The 17,403-nt window shown below is 30.7% G+C and carries 20 protein-coding genes; 11 read left to right on the plus strand and 9 right to left on the minus strand.

The window, feature by feature from the left end:
- Positions 1 to 30 precede the first annotated feature (30 nt).
- From ACFSSB_RS02475 to ACFSSB_RS02485, 3 genes are all read left to right on the plus strand, one after another.
- On the plus strand, positions 31 to 2,586 hold the full coding sequence (locus ACFSSB_RS02475; protein WP_379900599.1) for a M4 family metallopeptidase: 2,556 nt from the start codon (positions 31 to 33) through the stop codon (positions 2,584 to 2,586).
- A gap of 73 nt (positions 2,587 to 2,659) precedes the next feature.
- Complete coding sequence (locus ACFSSB_RS02480) at positions 2,660 to 3,544, plus strand: LysR substrate-binding domain-containing protein (RefSeq protein ID WP_379900601.1); 885 nt, start codon at positions 2,660 to 2,662, stop codon at positions 3,542 to 3,544.
- Between the two features lie 75 nt (positions 3,545 to 3,619).
- Positions 3,620 to 4,540, plus strand: a complete 921-nt coding sequence (locus ACFSSB_RS02485; RefSeq protein WP_379900603.1) for a YeiH family protein — start codon at positions 3,620 to 3,622, stop codon at positions 4,538 to 4,540.
- Positions 4,541 to 4,651: 111 nt separating this feature from the next.
- Here ACFSSB_RS02485 and ACFSSB_RS02490 read toward each other — a convergent pair whose 3' ends face one another.
- From ACFSSB_RS02490 to recF, 4 genes are all read right to left on the minus strand, one after another.
- The gene (locus ACFSSB_RS02490) at positions 4,652 to 4,843 is read right to left on the minus strand and encodes a cold-shock protein (RefSeq protein ID WP_183488476.1); all 192 of its coding nucleotides are present in this window, start codon (positions 4,841 to 4,843) and stop codon (positions 4,652 to 4,654) included.
- Positions 4,844 to 4,924: 81 nt separating this feature from the next.
- Complete coding sequence (locus tag ACFSSB_RS02495; RefSeq protein ID WP_379900605.1) at positions 4,925 to 5,221, minus strand: DUF721 domain-containing protein; 297 nt, start codon at positions 5,219 to 5,221, stop codon at positions 4,925 to 4,927.
- Positions 5,222 to 5,264: 43 nt separating this feature from the next.
- Positions 5,265 to 5,762 carry a hypothetical protein gene (locus tag ACFSSB_RS02500; RefSeq protein WP_379900607.1) on the minus strand — a complete coding sequence of 166 codons (498 nt, stop codon included), beginning with the start codon at positions 5,760 to 5,762 and terminating at the stop codon, positions 5,265 to 5,267.
- Positions 5,759 to 6,838 carry a DNA replication/repair protein RecF gene (recF, locus tag ACFSSB_RS02505; protein WP_379900609.1) on the minus strand — a complete coding sequence of 360 codons (1,080 nt, stop codon included), beginning with the start codon at positions 6,836 to 6,838 and terminating at the stop codon, positions 5,759 to 5,761. The genes ACFSSB_RS02500 and recF overlap by 4 nt, the downstream gene beginning before the upstream one ends.
- Before the next feature lie 132 nt (positions 6,839 to 6,970).
- Here recF and ACFSSB_RS02510 point away from each other — a divergent pair, with 132 nt between their 5' ends.
- The 8 genes from ACFSSB_RS02510 to ACFSSB_RS02545 all read left to right on the plus strand — a co-directional run bounded on the left by ACFSSB_RS02510 (position 6,971) and on the right by ACFSSB_RS02545 (position 13,721).
- On the plus strand, positions 6,971 to 7,741 hold the full coding sequence (locus ACFSSB_RS02510; protein ID WP_379900611.1) for a tetratricopeptide repeat protein: 771 nt from the start codon (positions 6,971 to 6,973) through the stop codon (positions 7,739 to 7,741).
- Positions 7,742 to 7,765: 24 nt separating this feature from the next.
- Entirely contained in the window at positions 7,766 to 8,248 is a 483-nt protein-coding gene (gene ribH / locus ACFSSB_RS02515) for a 6,7-dimethyl-8-ribityllumazine synthase (protein WP_379900614.1), read from the plus strand.
- A 298-nt stretch (positions 8,249 to 8,546) separates the two neighbouring features.
- Positions 8,547 to 8,765 (plus strand): hypothetical protein, encoded by a 219-nt coding sequence (locus ACFSSB_RS02520; RefSeq protein WP_379900617.1) that lies wholly within the window; start codon positions 8,547 to 8,549, stop codon positions 8,763 to 8,765.
- 11 nt (positions 8,766 to 8,776) lie between these two features.
- On the plus strand, positions 8,777 to 9,058 hold the full coding sequence (locus ACFSSB_RS02525; protein ID WP_379900619.1) for a riboflavin synthase subunit beta: 282 nt from the start codon (positions 8,777 to 8,779) through the stop codon (positions 9,056 to 9,058).
- A gap of 3 nt (positions 9,059 to 9,061) precedes the next feature.
- Complete coding sequence (gene mutL / locus ACFSSB_RS02530; protein ID WP_379900621.1) at positions 9,062 to 10,918, plus strand: DNA mismatch repair endonuclease MutL; 1,857 nt, start codon at positions 9,062 to 9,064, stop codon at positions 10,916 to 10,918.
- A 52-nt stretch (positions 10,919 to 10,970) separates the two neighbouring features.
- Positions 10,971 to 11,720 carry a rhomboid family intramembrane serine protease gene (locus ACFSSB_RS02535; protein ID WP_379900623.1) on the plus strand — a complete coding sequence of 250 codons (750 nt, stop codon included), beginning with the start codon at positions 10,971 to 10,973 and terminating at the stop codon, positions 11,718 to 11,720.
- Positions 11,720 to 12,583, plus strand: a complete 864-nt coding sequence (locus ACFSSB_RS02540) for a rhomboid family intramembrane serine protease (protein WP_379900625.1) — start codon at positions 11,720 to 11,722, stop codon at positions 12,581 to 12,583. The genes ACFSSB_RS02535 and ACFSSB_RS02540 overlap by 1 nt, the downstream gene beginning before the upstream one ends.
- Before the next feature lie 109 nt (positions 12,584 to 12,692).
- Positions 12,693 to 13,721, plus strand: a complete 1,029-nt coding sequence (locus ACFSSB_RS02545; protein WP_379900627.1) for an endonuclease/exonuclease/phosphatase family protein — start codon at positions 12,693 to 12,695, stop codon at positions 13,719 to 13,721.
- 8 nt (positions 13,722 to 13,729) lie between these two features.
- Here ACFSSB_RS02545 and ACFSSB_RS02550 read toward each other — a convergent pair whose 3' ends face one another.
- The 5 genes from ACFSSB_RS02550 to lepB all read right to left on the minus strand — a co-directional run bounded on the left by ACFSSB_RS02550 (position 13,730) and on the right by lepB (position 17,341).
- Positions 13,730 to 14,188, minus strand: a complete 459-nt coding sequence (locus tag ACFSSB_RS02550) for a protease complex subunit PrcB family protein (protein WP_379900629.1) — start codon at positions 14,186 to 14,188, stop codon at positions 13,730 to 13,732.
- 14 nt (positions 14,189 to 14,202) lie between these two features.
- Positions 14,203 to 14,631 (minus strand): hypothetical protein, encoded by a 429-nt coding sequence (locus tag ACFSSB_RS02555; RefSeq protein WP_379900631.1) that lies wholly within the window; start codon positions 14,629 to 14,631, stop codon positions 14,203 to 14,205.
- 72 nt (positions 14,632 to 14,703) lie between these two features.
- Positions 14,704 to 15,012, minus strand: a complete 309-nt coding sequence (locus tag ACFSSB_RS02560; protein ID WP_379900633.1) for a DUF6122 family protein — start codon at positions 15,010 to 15,012, stop codon at positions 14,704 to 14,706.
- Complete coding sequence (locus ACFSSB_RS02565; protein ID WP_379900636.1) at positions 15,012 to 15,632, minus strand: WbqC family protein; 621 nt, start codon at positions 15,630 to 15,632, stop codon at positions 15,012 to 15,014. Before ACFSSB_RS02565 ends, ACFSSB_RS02560 begins: the two co-directional genes overlap by 1 nt.
- 107 nt (positions 15,633 to 15,739) lie before the next feature.
- Positions 15,740 to 17,341: a signal peptidase I gene (gene lepB / locus ACFSSB_RS02570; RefSeq protein ID WP_379900638.1), complete on the minus strand. Its 1,602-nt coding sequence runs from the start codon at positions 17,339 to 17,341 to the stop codon at positions 15,740 to 15,742.
- Positions 17,342 to 17,403 lie beyond the last annotated feature (62 nt).

Raw genomic sequence — 17,403 nt, forward strand, 5'->3', positions numbered from 1 at the left:
TAACTGTAGTATATTTATAGAAAAAATATAATGAAAAATTCTACCAAAATCTTCTTTGTTATGTTCTTGTTTGCCCTTACTACTTATGCGCAAGAATCTCAGCAAAAAGTAACTTCTTTTATTAAAGAAACTAGTGCTACTGTTTCTCTTAATACCAATACTAAAATCCCTGATTTTATAAAATTTCCTGCTAATAATGCCTTAGCTGTAGACGGACTGACTTTAGAGGATAAAGCATTTTCTTTTCTAGAAAAGTATAAAGATCTATTTAATATGCATGTTGTAAGTACCTCTTTTGAGGTAGAAGGATTACAAATAGATACCTATGGATTTAAACATCTTACCTTAAATCAAGTGTATAATGGTGTTGCAGTGTATGATGGTAAATTAAAATTTCATTTTAATAGAGATAATAAATTAACTGCAATTAACGGAAACTATATTCCTTTTATTAAACTGCCAGCTACACCAAGTATTTCGGTCTCAAAAGCAAATAGTATAGCTACGCAAGTTGTAGCTAGCCAAAACATTAATGTTTCAGGAAAGCCTTTAAAAGTTAATAAAAGTACCTTGTATGTTTTTCAAAAAGGATTAGTGCAAGGAGATTTTACATCTAAACACCTCGTGTATGAAGTTGAGGTACGTAACGATAAAGATGTTAGAGAATTTGTTTTTGTAGATGCACACACACAAGAAATTGTAGAACAGTTTACAGGTATTGCACATGCGCTTCATAGAATTGTGTATGAAAATGATACTAGTAATATTGTTTGGGAAGAAGGTGATGCCTTGCCAGGAACATTAACCAGTTGGCAAATAAACGAAGTAGAAACTTCTGCACAAGTATACCATATGTTTAATAATACTTTTGGCTTTGACTCTTATGATGGAGCAGGAGCACAAATGCGAACGGTTAATAATGATCCTAATGTTGCAAATGCTAGCTGGAACGGAAGCACTACAAATTATAGAGATGGTACTGCTGCAGATGATGTTATTGCTCATGAATGGGGACACGCGTATACAGAGTATACTAGTGGTTTGGTTTATGCATGGCAACCAGGAGCAATTAATGAGTCTTATTCTGATATTTGGGGAGAAACCGTTGATTTAATCAATAGTTATGAAGATGCAGGCGAAGATTTTTCTTTAAGAACTAGTTGTGGAAGTTCTGATAGATGGCGAATGGGAGAAGACGCTACTTTTTTTAGTGCGCCAATTCGTGACCTTTGGGATCCTACTTGTAATGGTCATCCTGGAAAACTTACAGATAACGAGTTTTATTGCAGTGATGGAGATTCTGGTGGTGTACACGTAAATTCTGGAATACCAAATCATGCCTATGCTTTATTGGTAGATGGAGGTACTTATAATGGACAAACCATCAGCGGAATTGGCTTTACCAAAGCGGCTCATATTTTTTGGAGAGCACAAAGTACATACCTTACAGCTACAAGTGATTTTGCAGATTTAGCAGATGCTTTAGAAACTTCTTGTACCGATTTAATAGGAATGAACCTTGAAGGAATTACTACTACTAGTACTCCTGCAGGAGTTTCAGGTGAGATTATTACAAACTCAGATTACAATGAGTTGGTAAAAGCGCTTTTAGCAGTAGAATTACGTATTTCTCCAGATCAATGTAATTTTGTAGCTATTTTAAATGAAACGCCAGTTTTATGTGAAGCAGCTAGTAATAATCCTGTGTTTTTAGAAGATTGGGAATCTGGTTTAGGAAATTGGATTGTTACTGAAACACCAAGCAATGCTAGTACTTGGGAGTCTAGACCTTGGGCTATAGAAGCAAATCTGCCAGATGGTAGAGAAGGACAAGGAGTTTTTGGTACAGATCCTGTTAATGGAGATTGTATTACCGATTTACAAAACGGAATCATTAGTTTAGAAAGTCCGTTAATTACATTACCAGATTTTACAGAAGGTGTTTTTGAAATGGCTTTTGATCATTATGTGGCAACAGAGTCTCAATGGGATGGAGGTAACTTAAAGTACAGTGTTACCAATGGTCTTTTCTGGAATATAGTACCTAGCTCTGCGTTTACCTATAATGCTTATAATAATACCTTAAACACGAGTGCAGATGGTAATGATAATCCTATGCAAGGAGAAGAAGCTTTTACAGGATCAGATGGTGGTGCTGTTACTGGTAGTTGGGGAAAAAGTGTTATTGATTTATCTGTCATTGGTCTAGGAGCCAATAGTACTGTAAAGTTTAAATGGGAAATTGGTACAGATGGCTGTAATGGTTTAGATGGTTGGTATTTAGATGATGTTGTAATTTATAACTGCTCAAGAGTTTTATCTGTTACTGCTTTTGAAACTTTAAATAGCAGCATAAAAGTATATCCTAATCCTTCAAACGGTTTGTTTACTATCTTAAAAACTGAAAATATAGATTTACAAACAGCGCGTATTCATGATATTAATGGAAGGTTTATTAAGCAAATGGATTTAAAAACAATGCAAGCAAAAAAACAGTTAGATATTACTAGTTTTGCTTCAGGTATTTATTTTATGACGATTACTTCAGCTGAGAGTAAAACCGTTATAAAACTTATTAAAGAGTAAGTATAAATAAAATAAGATATAAAAGCACAACAGAAACTAGTTGTGCTTTTATGTTTTATAGATTCTATAGATAATGAAAACCAAGTTACAGATATTTAAAGTTGTTGCTAAGCATTTAAGTTTTACTAAAGCTGCTGAGCAATTGTTTATTTCGCAACCAGCAATATCTAAATCTATAAAAAAATTAGAAGAAGAATATAAAACAACCTTCTTTACAAGAAAACGAAACTCTATAGAACTTACTCAAGAAGGAAAGGCTTTTCTATTATATACCAACAGAATACTAGCGGTCTTTTCTGAAATGGATGAACAGTTTTTACATAAAAAAGATGTTTTTCCAGAAGTAATTAACTTGGGTGTTAGTACCACATTATCTAATTATATTATACCTAAAATTATTGCAAAATTTAGAGAGCAATATCCAAAAATAAAATTCAATATTATTAGTGATAATTCTGAGCATATTGAAGATTTTATATTAAATGAAGAGCTTGATTTTGGTATAACAGAAGGTAGTGTATCTAATCCTAAATTACATTTTGATAAATTTATAAAAGATGAAATTGTATTGGTAACCAACGTGCATAACCAGCTTTTTAAAAAAGGAAGTATAGATATACAAACACTACAAGAAATACCAATAATAGAACGTGAAAAAGGCTCTGGTACCAAGGAGATTATAGACAGGTTTTTGTTAAAAAATAATATTAAAGCATTAAATAGCGTAGTTTCTTTAAATAGTACAGAAGCTATTAAAAACTATCTGTACCACTCAGACCATTATGCTTTATTGTCTATTCATGCTATACAGAATGATTTAATTAATAATAAATTAAAGATTATTGATATTAAAGATTTAAGTATAGAAAGATGGTTTTACTTTATAAAAAGAACGGGTTACCAATCTAAAACTATAGATTATTTAGAAAAATTCATTCGCACTAGTTATAACTTATAGTTATTACAGATAACAAATTGGTTTGCTTAAAGGTTATTTCTTAAGATTACTTTTGTATTCATAATAATACATGATATGAAAGCCCTTTTTTCAAAAATCACTTACTTCTTTATAATTGCTATTGCGCTTTTAGGTGTAATAAATAGTCCAACAGCATTGGTGTTGGGTTTTGTATTTACATTACTTTTTAAGAATCCTTATGTAGCTTATAGTCAGAAAGCGTTTCAGTTATTCTTAAAAATATCGGTTGTTGGTTTGGGTTTTGGTATGTACATAAATGAAACCATTGAAACCAGTAAAGATGGTTTGGTGCTAACCATGCTTTCTATTTTTTTAACGCTAACTTTAGGCTATTTTTTAGCAAGAATTTTAAAATTAGATTTAAAGTTAGGACATCTTATTACTTCGGGAACAGCTATTTGTGGTGGTAGTGCTATAGCAGCAATATCACCAGTAATTAAAGCAAAAAGTAAAACTATAAGTATTGCCTTAGGTATTGTGTTTTTATTAAATGCTATTGCTTTGTTTGTTTTTCCTACAGTGGGTCATTTGTTACATTTAACACAACAACAATTTGGTTTGTGGTGTGCTATTGCAATACATGATACAAGTTCTGTAGTAGGAGCAGCTTTAGGTTATGGAGACGAGGCTTTAAGAATTGCAACTACAGTTAAGCTTTCTAGAACTTTATGGATTATACCTTTGTCTATTTTTTCAATGTTTTTATTTAAAACAAAAGGTGAAAAAATAAAGATTCCTTATTTTATTATTTTGTTTATAATAGCCATTATTATAAATAGTTATGCTGTGTTTCCTGTTTCGGTTACAAGTCTTATTGTGCTTTTAGCTAAACGTTTATTAGTACTTACGCTATTTCTTGTTGGTTCTAGCATATCTGTAAAAGATATAAAAGCCTCAGGAGCTAAACCTTTTTTGTTTGCTGTAATATTATGGGTGTTTATTTCTGTATTTACTTTGCTTTATATTTTATGCTAAATAGTGGTTAAAGCAAAAGGGTTAAAGCAAAAGGGTTAAAGCAAAAGGGTTATAACAAAAAAACGCAACCAAATTGGTTGCGTTTTTGTCCTAAAAAGATAAGCGTATATATTAGATAACTTTTACGTTTATTGCGTTTAATCCTTTTTTACCTTCTGTTAATTCGAACTCAACTTCATCGCCTTCACGAATTTCATCGATTAATCCCGAAATGTGTACAAAATGTTCTTTGTTTGAACCTTCTTCTGTGATAAAACCAAATCCTTTGGTATCGTTGAAGAACTTAACTGTTCCTTTACTCATTGTTAAAATATTAAATATTAATTATTTATGTTAGGACAAATATAGTGCCAATTAATTGAATAAGTTGTATTTATTTGAGTTTTATCTTAAAATTAGTTTTTTAATAACCTCTTTTCCTAGGCTTTCATTAAGCATTTTAATGATTTTTTCTTTACCATAGCTTAGTTCTTCTCTTAAAACGCTAGAACTTAATTGTATATATAAAGTTTCTCTGTCTAATTGTACTGCTGTTGTATAGTTGTTTACTCCGTTTCCCATTAATTTAGCCCAAGCATCTTCTACATTAACCTTGTCTAAGCCACGTTCTAATTTGTTGGTTTCTACAAATTCTTTTAAAGCATCAGAAATGCTTAAATTTTCATTATTACGTTTTGCCATGTTTCGTATTCCGCGAAAGCGAAAATCTCTTTTTAATTATTTTTTATTTTAATCCTTCTAAGTCTAAAGGTTGATAGCGTTTGTATAAATATACGTCCTTATTTTGGTTTATTATTTTAAGTTGCTCTTTAGTTGCTAACAAAATACTTTCTTTCCAGGTATTAAATGCGGTTGTGTAGTATATGTTTAGCGTGTCATTTTCTATCGCTAATTTAATCGTTTCGGTGTCTTTAGAGGTTTCAAAAGTACCAGAAAAATTAGGTTTTAACTTTGTTCTAAAACCAGTAAGGCTATCCTTTATTTCAAAATAATCAATAGTGTCATTGTAGTTATAGTCTTTTTTGTTTCCGTCATGAAGGGTTACTTCATCAATTTCCCAATACCCATTTATATGTGTTATAAACGTTTCAGGATTTGGAGAACAGCTAAAGACAAAAAGGCTTAATAGCGCAACAGATAAGTTTAGCTTTTTAAAAGGAAAAAAGCGCATTAAGGATTTGTTTTGTTTCTTGTTATAAGAGGTGTTGTTTGTAAAAATCATAGCTTAAAAATTTCAAAAGATTGGTGTACTTGTTTTACAGCATTTTCTGTACGTTCTGCATGTGTATCACTAATAAATAGTTGCCCAAAGTTTTCATCATCTACCAACTTAATAATCTGTGCAACACGTTGTTCATCTAGCTTATCAAAAATATCATCTAAAAGTAAAATAGGGTTTACACCACTTTGTTTTTTTATAAAATCAAACTGTGCTAATTTTAAGGCTATTAAAAAAGATTTTTGCTGTCCTTGGCTTCCAAACTTTTTAATAGGATGCTCTTCAATATTAAAAATTAAATCGTCTTTATGAATTCCTGTGCTCGTGTATTGTAAAGCCTTATCTTTATTAATGGCTTGCATTAAAAGGGTGTTGAGGTCTGCTTGAAATAAATCACTTTTATAAACTAAATTTACAGCTTCATTATTGTTACTAATGGCTTCATAACGCGATTTAAAAATAGGAATAAACTCTTGTAAAAAAGCGTCTCTAGATTTAAAAATTCGCGTTCCGTATTCGGTTAATTGGTTGTTGTAAATTTCAAGAGTATCTTTATTAAAAGTATTGTTAAGCGCAAAATACTTTAATAGCGAGTTACGTTGCGCTAAAATTTTATTGTATTTAATTAAATCGTCTAAATAGGTTTTATTGCTTTGCGAGATCACACTATCAATAAATTTACGTCTAGTGTCGCTTCCTTCGGTAATTAAATCTCTATCTGCTGGCGAAATAATTACCAAAGGTAAAAAGCCAATATGCTCGCTAAATTTTTCGTAAGCCTTATTATTTCGTTTAATAACCTTTTTTTGACCTCTTTTTAAGCTAATAGCAATTTTTTCGGTGTTATTTTCCTTTTCATAATCGCCATTAATTACAAAAAATTCTTCGTTGTGCTTTATATTTTGAGAAGCCACAGGATTAAAGTAGCTTTTACCAAAAGATAGATGATAAATAGCATCAAGCACATTGGTTTTTCCTATACCATTATTACCAACAATACAATTAATCTTTTCATTAAAAGTGAAAGAAATGCTGTCAAAATTCTTGTAATTGAGTAAAGAAAGTGATTTTAAAATCATAAAAAAGTGAGATAAACGTAATTCTAGAAGTTGTTTTCTTAAATTGTCTTGCAAAATATTGAAAAATAACAAATAAATAATCCTTATTTCTGAAGAAAAATTTTATTTTTGCCACGCAATAATCAAGAATATATGGCAACGTACAAAAAAAGAGGATATAAACCGAAAACGAAAGAAGAAGTAGAGCATGTTGAAGATGAAAACTCAACAACTGCAGAAGTTTTTAATACATTAGACGAAACAGCTTCCAAAACAGAAGACTGGGTTGTTAAGAACCAAAAATACATTTTTGTAATTATTGGAGTAGTAGCTGTTGGTGTTTTAGGATATTTAGGATACAAAGAATTTGTAGCTAAACCAGCACAAACAGAAGCAATGAACGATATGTTTCAAGCGCAAAAGTACTACAACGAAGCGGTAACAGGAACAGATAAAGATTCTTTATTTAATCTAGCATTAAATGGAGGAGAAGGTAAGTATGGTATGTTAGATATTATATCTGAACACAGCGGAACTGAAGCTGCCAACCTTGCAAACTATTATACAGGAATGGCTTACTTAAACATGAAAGATTACAAAAATGCAGTTTCGTATTTAAGTGATTATACAGGTGAAGATGAAGCTACAGGACCAATAGCTAAAGGTGCTATAGGTGATGCTTTTGTACAATTAAACCAAAAAGAAGATGCTTTAGGTTATTATGTGCAAGCAGCAGAAATGCGTAAAAATGAATTAACTACACCAATGTACTTATACAAAGCAGGAATTATAGCTTTAGATTTAGGTAAAGCAGGTGAAGCGTTAAAATATTTTACTACAATTAAAGAAGAATACCCTTCTGCAACAGAAGCTACAAATATTGATGTATTTATAGGAAAAGCAGAAGTACTGGCTAATAAATAAATTACCGCTTTCGCGGAAAGAAATATGGCAACAGTAAATAAAAATTTATCACATTACGATAAAGACACAATCCCAAACGCGAAAAACTTTCGGTTTGGGATTGTTGTTTCTGAATGGAACGATAATATTACCGAAGGCTTATTTAAAGGCGCTTTTGATACACTTATTGAAAATGGTGTAGAAGAAGACAACATTCTACGTTGGAATGTTCCTGGTAGTTACGAACTTATTTTTGGAAGCAAAAAAATGCAGCAATACAAAGTAGATGCTGTAATTGCAATAGGTAGTGTTATTCAAGGAGAAACCAAACATTTTGACTTTGTTTGCGAAGCAGTTTCACAAGGAATTAAGGATTTAAATGTTTTACATGATGTTCCTGTTATTTTTTGTGTGCTTACAGATATGAATATGCAACAAGGTATTGAGCGTTCTGGAGGTATTCATGGTAATAAAGGAACCGAAGCAGCTGTTGCTGCAATTAAAATGGCACACTTAAATACGCTTTAATTTTTTGTAAGCTAGACTCTTCAGGAATATCTAGTTACTTTCAAGTAGTACAACCTTACGTTTTTACGTAGGTGTAAGCGTTTTTTGTTTCTAATAAACAATCTACAGTATCCTTTTAGTTCAAATTTGTACTAAGAGGATATTTTTTTTACCCAAACTTAATTGGTAAGACTTTATAACAAAGGTTTTAGTCTTTAGGCTTTACAAGCAAAATGTTAACAATTTTTAGCACTTAAAAGCCTGTATTTCCTCGTAAATTAAGTAAATTTGAGGGTAACACACACTTTTAATATTTACAGTGAATTTATTTAAACAGCGCAAAAACAAATCGTTTAATTACACTCCTAGACACCAAAAAGATCAGGAGCAACCTAAAAAAGAAGACTTGTCTTCAAAATGGGATGAAATAAGAGGTACCTCTAAACGAAAAGCAAGTATTTTTTCAAGCTTACCTATAATGGTGTTATTTTTGATAGCTGTATTAGTACTGTTATATATTTTAGGTAGTTATCAATAAAGCAAGAGATTATGGGCATTTTTAAAACAAGAAAAAATAAAAAGTTTGGTTATGAACCTCGTTTTTATAAAGGAGAAGGAAACCCTTTTGAAATTAAACATAAATTTGATGAACACAGACAAACTGTTGGTAGTCAAGGAGGAATAAAAACCAAGCTAGTTTCGGCATTAAATGACTATAAAAATAATCAAGATAGAACCGCAAATAAACGCGTTTTAATTATTCTTGCTATACTCATCTTTGTATTTTTGTTTATTATAGATTTTGATTTATCTATTTTCTTTTCAAAATAATTTATGGCAGACATTATTCAACTTTTACCAGATCATGTTGCTAACCAGATAGCAGCTGGTGAGGTAGTGCAACGCCCTGCTTCTGTAGTAAAAGAGTTATTAGAAAATGCTATTGATGCACAAGCAACAAGCATTAAACTACTAGTAAAAGAGGCTGGTAAAACCTTAATTCAGGTTATTGATGACGGAAAAGGAATGAGCACAACAGATGCTCGTTTAAGCTTTGAACGTCATGCAACTTCAAAAATTAAAAGTGCAGATGACCTTTTTAAATTAAATACTAAAGGCTTTCGTGGTGAAGCTTTAGCAAGTATTGCGGCTATTGCTCATGTAGAGTTAAAAACCAAACAAGAGCAAGAAGAAGTTGGTACTAGTATTGTTATAGAAGGTAGTGAAATTGTATCGCAAGAGGTTGTTGTAACCCCTAAAGGAACCTCTATTGCAGTTAAAAATTTATTTTTTAATATACCTGCAAGACGCAATTTTTTAAAATCAAATGCTGTAGAACTACGTCATATTATTGATGAGTTTCATCGTGTAACATTAGCGCATCCTAATATTTCTTTTGCTATGTATCACAATGGTTCAGAATCTTTTCAGTTACCAGAAAGTAATTACAGACAACGTATAGTTAATATATTTGGTAATAAAACCAATGAAAAACTAGTTCCTGTTGATGAAGATACCGAAGTATTAAAAATTTCAGGATTTGTAGGTAAGCCAGAATACGCTAAAAAATCTAGAGGAGAGCAATTCTTTTTTGTAAACGATAGGTTTATTAAAAGTGCCTATTTAAATCATGCTATAGCTTCTGCTTTTGAAGGGTTGTTAAAAGATGGAGCACATCCTAGTTACTTTTTAAACTTACAAGTAGATCCGCAAACTATTGATATTAACATTCATCCAACAAAAACCGAAATTAAATTTGATGATGAGCATACCTTGTATGCCATTTTACGTTCTGCGGTAAAACACAGTTTAGGGCAATTTAATATAGCTCCTGTTATAGATTTTGATCGTGACGCTAATCTTGATACGCCTTATGGATTTAAAAATAAAGGTGCAAGCACACCAACTATTGAAGTAGATAGAAGTTTTAATCCTTTTGAAGAAGAAAAAATACCTGTAGCAAAACCACAAAGTACTAGTTATAAAAAAGAACCAGCAGGAAGTTGGGAAAGTCTGTATGTAGGTTTAGAGTCTAAAAGCACCAAAACCCAACAAGATTATAGCGAAGTACAATTTGAAAGTGATGAAGAAACAGCTTCTATATTTACTAATGAAAACGAAATTGAACAGCAGCAATCTACCTACCAATTAAATAATAAATATATTATTAGTAAGGTAAAATCAGGAATGCTGCTTATAGATCAACATAGAGCACACCAACGTATTTTATACGAAGATTTCTTGAAAAACCTAACAGTAAAAGAAGCCATGAGCCAACAATTACTGTTTCCGTTACAATTGCATTTTTCATCACAAGAAATTACTATCATACATCAAGTTAAAGAAGATTTAGAACATACAGGTTTTATGTTTGCTTCTATTAATAATGATAGTATTGAAATTACAGGAGTTCCTGTTAGTGTGCCAGAAAGTGAGGTTTCTATTATTTTAGAACAATTGATTAGCGATGTTGAAAATGAAGTGCCTGACAGCAATTTTAGTGCTACCGATTTATTAGCAAAATCTATGTCTAAAAGTTTAGCCATTAAAACAGGGCAAAGCTTAAGTTTACAAGAACAAGAGCATTTGGTAAATAAGCTTTTTGCTTGTAAAGAACCTAATGTTTCACCAACTAACAGACCTACTTTTGTTACTATGACAATGGATGAATTGGATAGAAAATTTTTATAAAAAATATAAATAAAGATTCCCTTTTTTAGGGAATGAAAAAATAAGTTTCTCAATGAATAGAATAACAGACACAGTAAAACATTTAATCATTATAAACGTGATTATGTTTATTGGTACTTTAACTATTGGAGGCGGACAATCTTTTTATGAATGGTTTGCTTTGTATTTTCCTAAAAACGAAGCATTTCAACCTTGGCAAATTATTACGCATATGTTTATGCATGGAAGTGTTACACATATACTTTTTAATATGTTTGCCTTATGGATGTTTGGTACCTCTGTAGAACAGGTTTTAGGGAGTAAAAAGTTTTTGTTTATCTATATTTCTGCAGGTTTAGGTGCTGTATTATTTCAGCTTGGTTATTATTATTTTAATTATATACCTTTATATGATGAGCTTATAAGTTCTGGTTTAACTAATGAGCAATTGGTACATATGTTTACCTCTAATCAAACGATTTCAGGTATTACAGAAGCACAATTAATAAACCTTAAAGAAGCTTTTCCTATATATAATGCATCTATGGTTGGAGCTTCCGGTTGCATTATGGGTATTTTAGCTGCATTTGGTATGATGAATCCAGAAGCTAAATTGATGATGATCTTTTTACCAATTCCTATAAAGGCGAAGTATTTTATACCAGGAATTATATTATTAGATGTTATTTCTGCGTTATCTGGTCAATCTTTCTTTAGTCCAAGTAATACAGCGTATATGGCACACGTAGGTGGTGCAATTACAGGGTTTATAATCATGTGGTATTGGAAAAGAAATCAGTTTAATCAAAACCGTTGGGATTAATGACAAATCTAAATCAAGATATTAAACAAAAACTAACACAGCTTAATGTGTTTGAAAAGCTTATTGCTGTTAATGTGCTTGTTTTTATAATAGCACAAATATTAAGGTTTGTTCTAAAAACAAGTTCTAGTTTATCTTGGTTAGAATTGCCTAGTGATTTTTTTGCATTTATTATGCAACCTTGGAGTATTATTAGCTATGCGTTTGTGCATTATGATTTTATACATATGCTTTTTAATATGCTTTGGCTATACTTTATAGGTAGAATGTTTATTAATTTATTTAATACCAAGTTGGCATTAAATGTATATTTTCTAGGTGCTATTTCTGGTGCATTGGTTTTTTTATTATGCTATGCATTGCTGCCAAATATTTTTAGTTCTGGCCATAGACTAGTTGGTGCTTCTGCAGCTGTTAGAGCGCTACTAATTTTTATGTGTGCTTATATGCCTAATATGGATTTGCGTTTTTTTACCTTTAATATTAAACTAAAACATATTGGTATTGCTATTGTAATTATTGATTTTATAGGTCTTTTTGGCGGAAATGCAGGTGGAAACCTTGCGCATTTAGGAGGCGCTCTTCTTGGTTATTTTTACGCAACACAATTAACTAAAGGAACAGATATTGGTAAAGGTTTTGAGCGTTTTATGGATAGCTTAACCACACTTTTTAAAAAGAAACCATCTAACTTAAAAACAGTACATAAAAGAAAAAGTAAAGTTGCTGGTTATACTAAAGAAGAATTTAAAGAGTTTAACAATCAAAAACAAATTGATATTATTCTTGATAAAATAAGTAAAAGCGGTTATGAAAGTTTAACCAAAGAAGAAAAAGAATTGTTGTTTAGAGCAGGGAAGTAGGAGTAGGTAGTAGGTTGAATAAAATATTAATAAAAGTAAGTAAAGCGTGGTTATAGTACATAGTAGACATTGTATGTAGTCTTCTGTAATTAGTCATCTAGCACAAAGCATGAAAAAATTAAGTTTTTTAAATAAAATAGTATTCTTCTTCAATTCTATTGCAGCTACTATTTTATTGCTTTCTTATATATTGCCATTTGTTGCTCCAAAAAACTTCTCTATTTTATCGGTTTTAAGTTTAGGCGTTCCGTTTTTAATTATAATAAACGTATTGTTTTTTCTGTATTGGCTATTAAAAATTAAAAAGCAGTTTTTTTTATCTTTTGTTGTTTTAACCATTGGTTATTTGTCTTTTGGTTCTTTATATAAGTTTTCAAGTAAAAAAGAGGTAAGCAAAGCGAATAGTCTAACTGTTATGAATTATAATGTTAGACTTTTTAATTTATATAATTGGATTGAAGAAGCTAATACCAATATAAAACTCATTGATTTTATTAAAGAAAAAGCACCAGATGTTGTGAGTTTTCAAGAATATCATCCAAATAAAAATATAGATTTATCTTTTTTTAAATACAAATTTGAAAAGCTAACAGGGAATAAAATTAAATTCGGACAAGCAATTTTTTCTCAATATCCAATAATAAATTCAGGATCGGTTGCTTTTCCAAACACTTCAAACAATGCCATTTTTGTAGATATTGTAAAGCAAAAAGATACTATTCGTATTTATAACGTGCATTTACAATCTTTAAAATTAGATACCAAAGTAGAAACTATTTCACAAGAAGAATCAGAACGATTGGTAAAACGTATTGGTAAGTCTTTTATCATGCAGCAAAAACAAACCGAGTTGTTTTTAAAGCATAAAAAAGAATGTAAGTATAAAGTGGTAGTTACTGGCGATTTTAATAATACTGCATTTTCTTATGTTTATAAAGAAATAAAAGAAGGCTTACAAGATGCTTTTAAAGTAGCAGGTAATGGTTTTGGTAGAACCTTTGATTTTAAATTTTTCCCTACACGAATAGACTTTATTCTAGTAGATAAAAGTTTTGTTGTAGAAGCTTTTAAAACCTTTGATGTGCATTATTCAGATCATTTTCCTGTAATGGCTACACTTTCCTTTTTAGAAAATTAACCCTTATATTATTCAAAATATATAGGTAGATTACTTTTTTCTATTTTAACAATATGATACGGTTGCGTAATTACAGTGGCTGCATTTCCTGCAGGATTTATATGCGTTACAGTAACTGTAATAACTTCTTGATTAGAAGTTATATTTAAATCTATGCTATGACCTCCATTACCTCTTATTTGATCAAATACAGCTATTATAGTGTATTCTGAAAAATCAATATCTGTTTCGGTAAAAGTGTGTGATGTGGTGTTTACAGCATCTATTTGTGTTAGTAAATTATTCCAATCGGTTTGGTTTTGTATTACCATGTTTTGTTCTGCAATTCCTTCATCTCCATTACCATAAAGATTGTCTTTAGAAATTAATGTTGACGCAACTTCTTCTTCGCTATTTGTAGTGGTATTATCTGAATTGCAATTAAAGGTCAAGATAGATAGTACAAGGATTAAAGCTTTGATTTTCATGGTTTCTCGTTTTTTTATCTATTAAACGTGTATAAAAAGCCATCAGCACTTATGTCTTCATCTATAGATAAGGTATTCTCAAAGATTAGTATAGTACCTTTTAATGTTTGGTTAATGTAAAGCATTTCTGTTTCTCCATTATTTTCAATTTTATAGGTGTAGGTTCCGCTATCTAAACCAGCATAAATATCTTCTGGTCCTGTTGTTAGTATATTATTTTCAATATGTAATTGTTGGTTGGTGTCATTAAAAGTATAAATAACTTCACCAAGCGTATAATCTATATCTATTCCTACAAAACCACCACTTACATTTGTAAGATTCCAAGAGCCATGAATAGCATGGTTTTGTGTAGTTTCTTGTGTGCTATTATCTTCATCATTACAACAATTTACCAAAGTAAAACAACTAAAAATAAATACAATTAGCTTGTGGAGTTTCATGTTTAATGTGTTGGTTATTTATTTTTTAGATGTGAAATATGCGGATTGGTTGCGTGTATTTTGTGTTTTTTTTTACATAAAAGCACAATCTGTATAATCTGCAAGCATGTGTATGCATAAACCAAGACCTATTAATCTTGTTTTTTTAGGAAGTAATAATAACACATAAACCACCATGGCATAATAGGTATGTAAAGGATGAAAGTTAATACTGCATCTTGAAGCATCAAACATTGGTGTAGCAAGAAGATGGTCTATATCTATTAAAATAGCAGAAGCCATGATTACATAGGCTATTTTCCAATTATTTTTAAAAAAGAGTAGTGCTACTAGTAAAGGTAATCCAAAGTGAATGCCATAATGAAGAATATTTTGTAGCATTATAAATGTTTAAACTGATTTTCTAAATAGCTTAAAGCATTTGTACCTTCATTAAAAAGTAAATCTAAAATACTTAGGTTGCCTATAAAGCCATGTTTTTCACCAAATACTTGTGTGTATGTATCTAAGTTAAAGTTGGGCTCCTTTCTGGAATTTACCAAATATCTAAAGTCTGTTATATCTGTAGTTTCTTTTTGAAACTCTTTGGTTTCAGAGATGTTTAAGTCTAGCTGTAAGCACTCTAGAATAGTTTCAAAACATTTTAAATTAAAATCTAAAAGGTATTCTGTTTTTTGTGAAAATAAGGGTTGAAGTTCGTATTCATAAAATTCAAAATAAGGCGAAGTTCTGTAGGCAGATTCTAAAGATTTCCAATGTAGAGATTGCCATTTTTCGGTATTATGAATTTTAATATCCTGATACTTTTGTCTTTCTTTTTGCGAATAAACTACAGGTACGCTTAATTGTAATTTACCATTGGCACCATAAATAAATGTTCTATTTCTATAGGTTTGCTTTTGGTAATTATCATGCATTTCAAATACTACTTCTTTACCTTGAAGCATGGCAGCAAAGTGTGCTATGTTTGGGAAGTATGTAGGATGAATAAGAATGTTCATTAGTTGTTATGTAAACCTGTAAAAAGCAGGAATCTATTCTAGTTATTAAAAGTTAATTGTTGGAAAATTCCAGCTCTTTCAGGAATGACAAACAAATAAATTCGCAATTAGCTATTTGCTTCTTTTCTCTTTTTAAATTTACCATAACCATACCAACCAAGTAGTACAATTAAAAAAGGAATTAGATAAGAAACACGTTCTCCGCTACCACCTACAGTAGTAAATAAACGATCAAAACGTATTTTATTTTTTAGGCCTTGACCATTAGCATCCCAACTAAACCATATAAAAACAGGTTTACCAACTACGTGATCAAAAGGAACAAATCCCCATGTTCTAGAGTCTTGAGAGTCATGTCTGTTGTCTCCCATTAACCAATAATAATCTTGTTTAAACGTATAGTTTGTAGCAAGAGCACCATTAATAAATATTTGGTTTCCTTTTACTTGTAAGGTGTTGTTTTCGTATTCTGTAATAATACGTTTGTAAATAGGTAATACTTCTAAATTAATATCTACAGTAGCTCCTTTTTCTGGAATGTATAAATCACCAAAATAATCGTTATTCCAGTTGTAGTTAGAGTCATGCGGAAAAACACTTGGGTCACGCTCTCCTTCTTGGGCTTTTACAGGTATAATTTGCGCTATTTTAGGATTGTTTTTAAATTTTTCTAAATCCCCTTTATAAATTCCCATAAATTTATACACATCATGATCTACTTTACCAACTCTATTTGGGTTCATATCATATCTATCATGTAGATATTGTAGGTTAAAATCTTGATTGTTTTTGGTTTTTACTAAATAAGAGAACTGCAGTTTAGCTCTATCAGGTAATTCGTTTTGTTTTCCGTTAATATAAACATAACCATCACGAACAGATAAGGAATCTCCTGGTAAACCAACACAACGTTTTACGTAGTTTGTTTTCTTATCAATTGGCTTGTAGTAGTTTCTGTCTGGTTTAGGAACAGTCATGCTGTAAGAGGTATCTATAGGCCAGTTAAATACTACAATATCATTGCGTTTTACCTTTTGTAAACCTGGAAGTCTAAGATATGGTAAAGATAATTTGTTAATAAACGAAGTGTTTTTGTTTTCTACCTTATCATCATATAAATACGATTTCTTATTTATAAAAGGAATTGTATCATGAACCATAGGAGCAGCAACAGTAGTCATTGGTACTCTTGCTCCATAGTGAAACTTACTAACAAATAGAAAGTCACCAACTAAAAGGGATTTTTCTAAAGATGAAGTAGGAATGGTATAAGGTTGCATAAAATACGTGTGTACAACGGTTGCAGCAACAATAGCAAATAATATAGAACTTACCCAGTCTCCTGAAGCAGATTTAGGATGTAAACTTCTGTCTGTTACATAGGTTACATCTGTAAAATAATTAAGATAATAATTGTAAAATCCTAAAGAAGCAATGGCTAAAAAAGTGTCTAAATATTGGTTTTTACCAAAGCTTCTAGAAGTTTCTACCCAAATTACAGGAAACATGATAAGATTAACAATAGGTAAAAACAGCAGTATGGTATAGTACCAAGGTCTGTTAATAATTTTCATTAAAACAACTGCGTTGTAAACAGGTATAAAAGCTTCCCAGGCTTGCCTTCCAGCTTTTATATATAGTTTCCAAGTTCCTAATCCGTGAATAATTTGAATTATAAAGAATAATATAAATAGTTGCGTAAACGTCATAATCTGTAAGGTGCTAATTGCCTATAGCAATTTATTGTTTTTTAGTTAGTTGTTACTAGCGT

The organism is Lacinutrix gracilariae (assembly GCF_042684485.1).
Classification (GTDB): domain Bacteria; phylum Bacteroidota; class Bacteroidia; order Flavobacteriales; family Flavobacteriaceae; genus Oceanihabitans; species Oceanihabitans gracilariae.

Coding starts and splice junctions, on each gene's coding strand:
- ACFSSB_RS02475 (WP_379900599.1), top strand. CDS start 31: ATGAAAAATTCTACCAAAATCTTCTTTGTTATGTTCTTGTTTGCCCTT.
- ACFSSB_RS02480 (WP_379900601.1), top strand. CDS start 2,660: ATGAAAACCAAGTTACAGATATTTAAAGTTGTTGCTAAGCATTTAAGT.
- ACFSSB_RS02485 (WP_379900603.1), top strand. CDS start 3,620: ATGAAAGCCCTTTTTTCAAAAATCACTTACTTCTTTATAATTGCTATT.
- ACFSSB_RS02490 (WP_183488476.1), bottom strand. CDS start 4,843: ATGAGTAAAGGAACAGTTAAGTTCTTCAACGATACCAAAGGATTTGGT.
- ACFSSB_RS02495 (WP_379900605.1), bottom strand. CDS start 5,221: ATGGCAAAACGTAATAATGAAAATTTAAGCATTTCTGATGCTTTAAAA.
- ACFSSB_RS02500 (WP_379900607.1), bottom strand. CDS start 5,762: ATGATTTTTACAAACAACACCTCTTATAACAAGAAACAAAACAAATCC.
- recF (WP_379900609.1), bottom strand. CDS start 6,838: ATGATTTTAAAATCACTTTCTTTACTCAATTACAAGAATTTTGACAGC.
- ACFSSB_RS02510 (WP_379900611.1), top strand. CDS start 6,971: ATGGCAACGTACAAAAAAAGAGGATATAAACCGAAAACGAAAGAAGAA.
- ribH (WP_379900614.1), top strand. CDS start 7,766: ATGGCAACAGTAAATAAAAATTTATCACATTACGATAAAGACACAATC.
- ACFSSB_RS02525 (WP_379900619.1), top strand. CDS start 8,777: ATGGGCATTTTTAAAACAAGAAAAAATAAAAAGTTTGGTTATGAACCT.
- mutL (WP_379900621.1), top strand. CDS start 9,062: ATGGCAGACATTATTCAACTTTTACCAGATCATGTTGCTAACCAGATA.
- ACFSSB_RS02535 (WP_379900623.1), top strand. CDS start 10,971: ATGAATAGAATAACAGACACAGTAAAACATTTAATCATTATAAACGTG.
- ACFSSB_RS02540 (WP_379900625.1), top strand. CDS start 11,720: ATGACAAATCTAAATCAAGATATTAAACAAAAACTAACACAGCTTAAT.
- ACFSSB_RS02545 (WP_379900627.1), top strand. CDS start 12,693: ATGAAAAAATTAAGTTTTTTAAATAAAATAGTATTCTTCTTCAATTCT.
- ACFSSB_RS02550 (WP_379900629.1), bottom strand. CDS start 14,188: ATGAAAATCAAAGCTTTAATCCTTGTACTATCTATCTTGACCTTTAAT.
- ACFSSB_RS02555 (WP_379900631.1), bottom strand. CDS start 14,631: ATGAAACTCCACAAGCTAATTGTATTTATTTTTAGTTGTTTTACTTTG.
- ACFSSB_RS02560 (WP_379900633.1), bottom strand. CDS start 15,012: ATGCTACAAAATATTCTTCATTATGGCATTCACTTTGGATTACCTTTA.
- ACFSSB_RS02565 (WP_379900636.1), bottom strand. CDS start 15,632: ATGAACATTCTTATTCATCCTACATACTTCCCAAACATAGCACACTTT.
- lepB (WP_379900638.1), bottom strand. CDS start 17,341: ATGACGTTTACGCAACTATTTATATTATTCTTTATAATTCAAATTATT.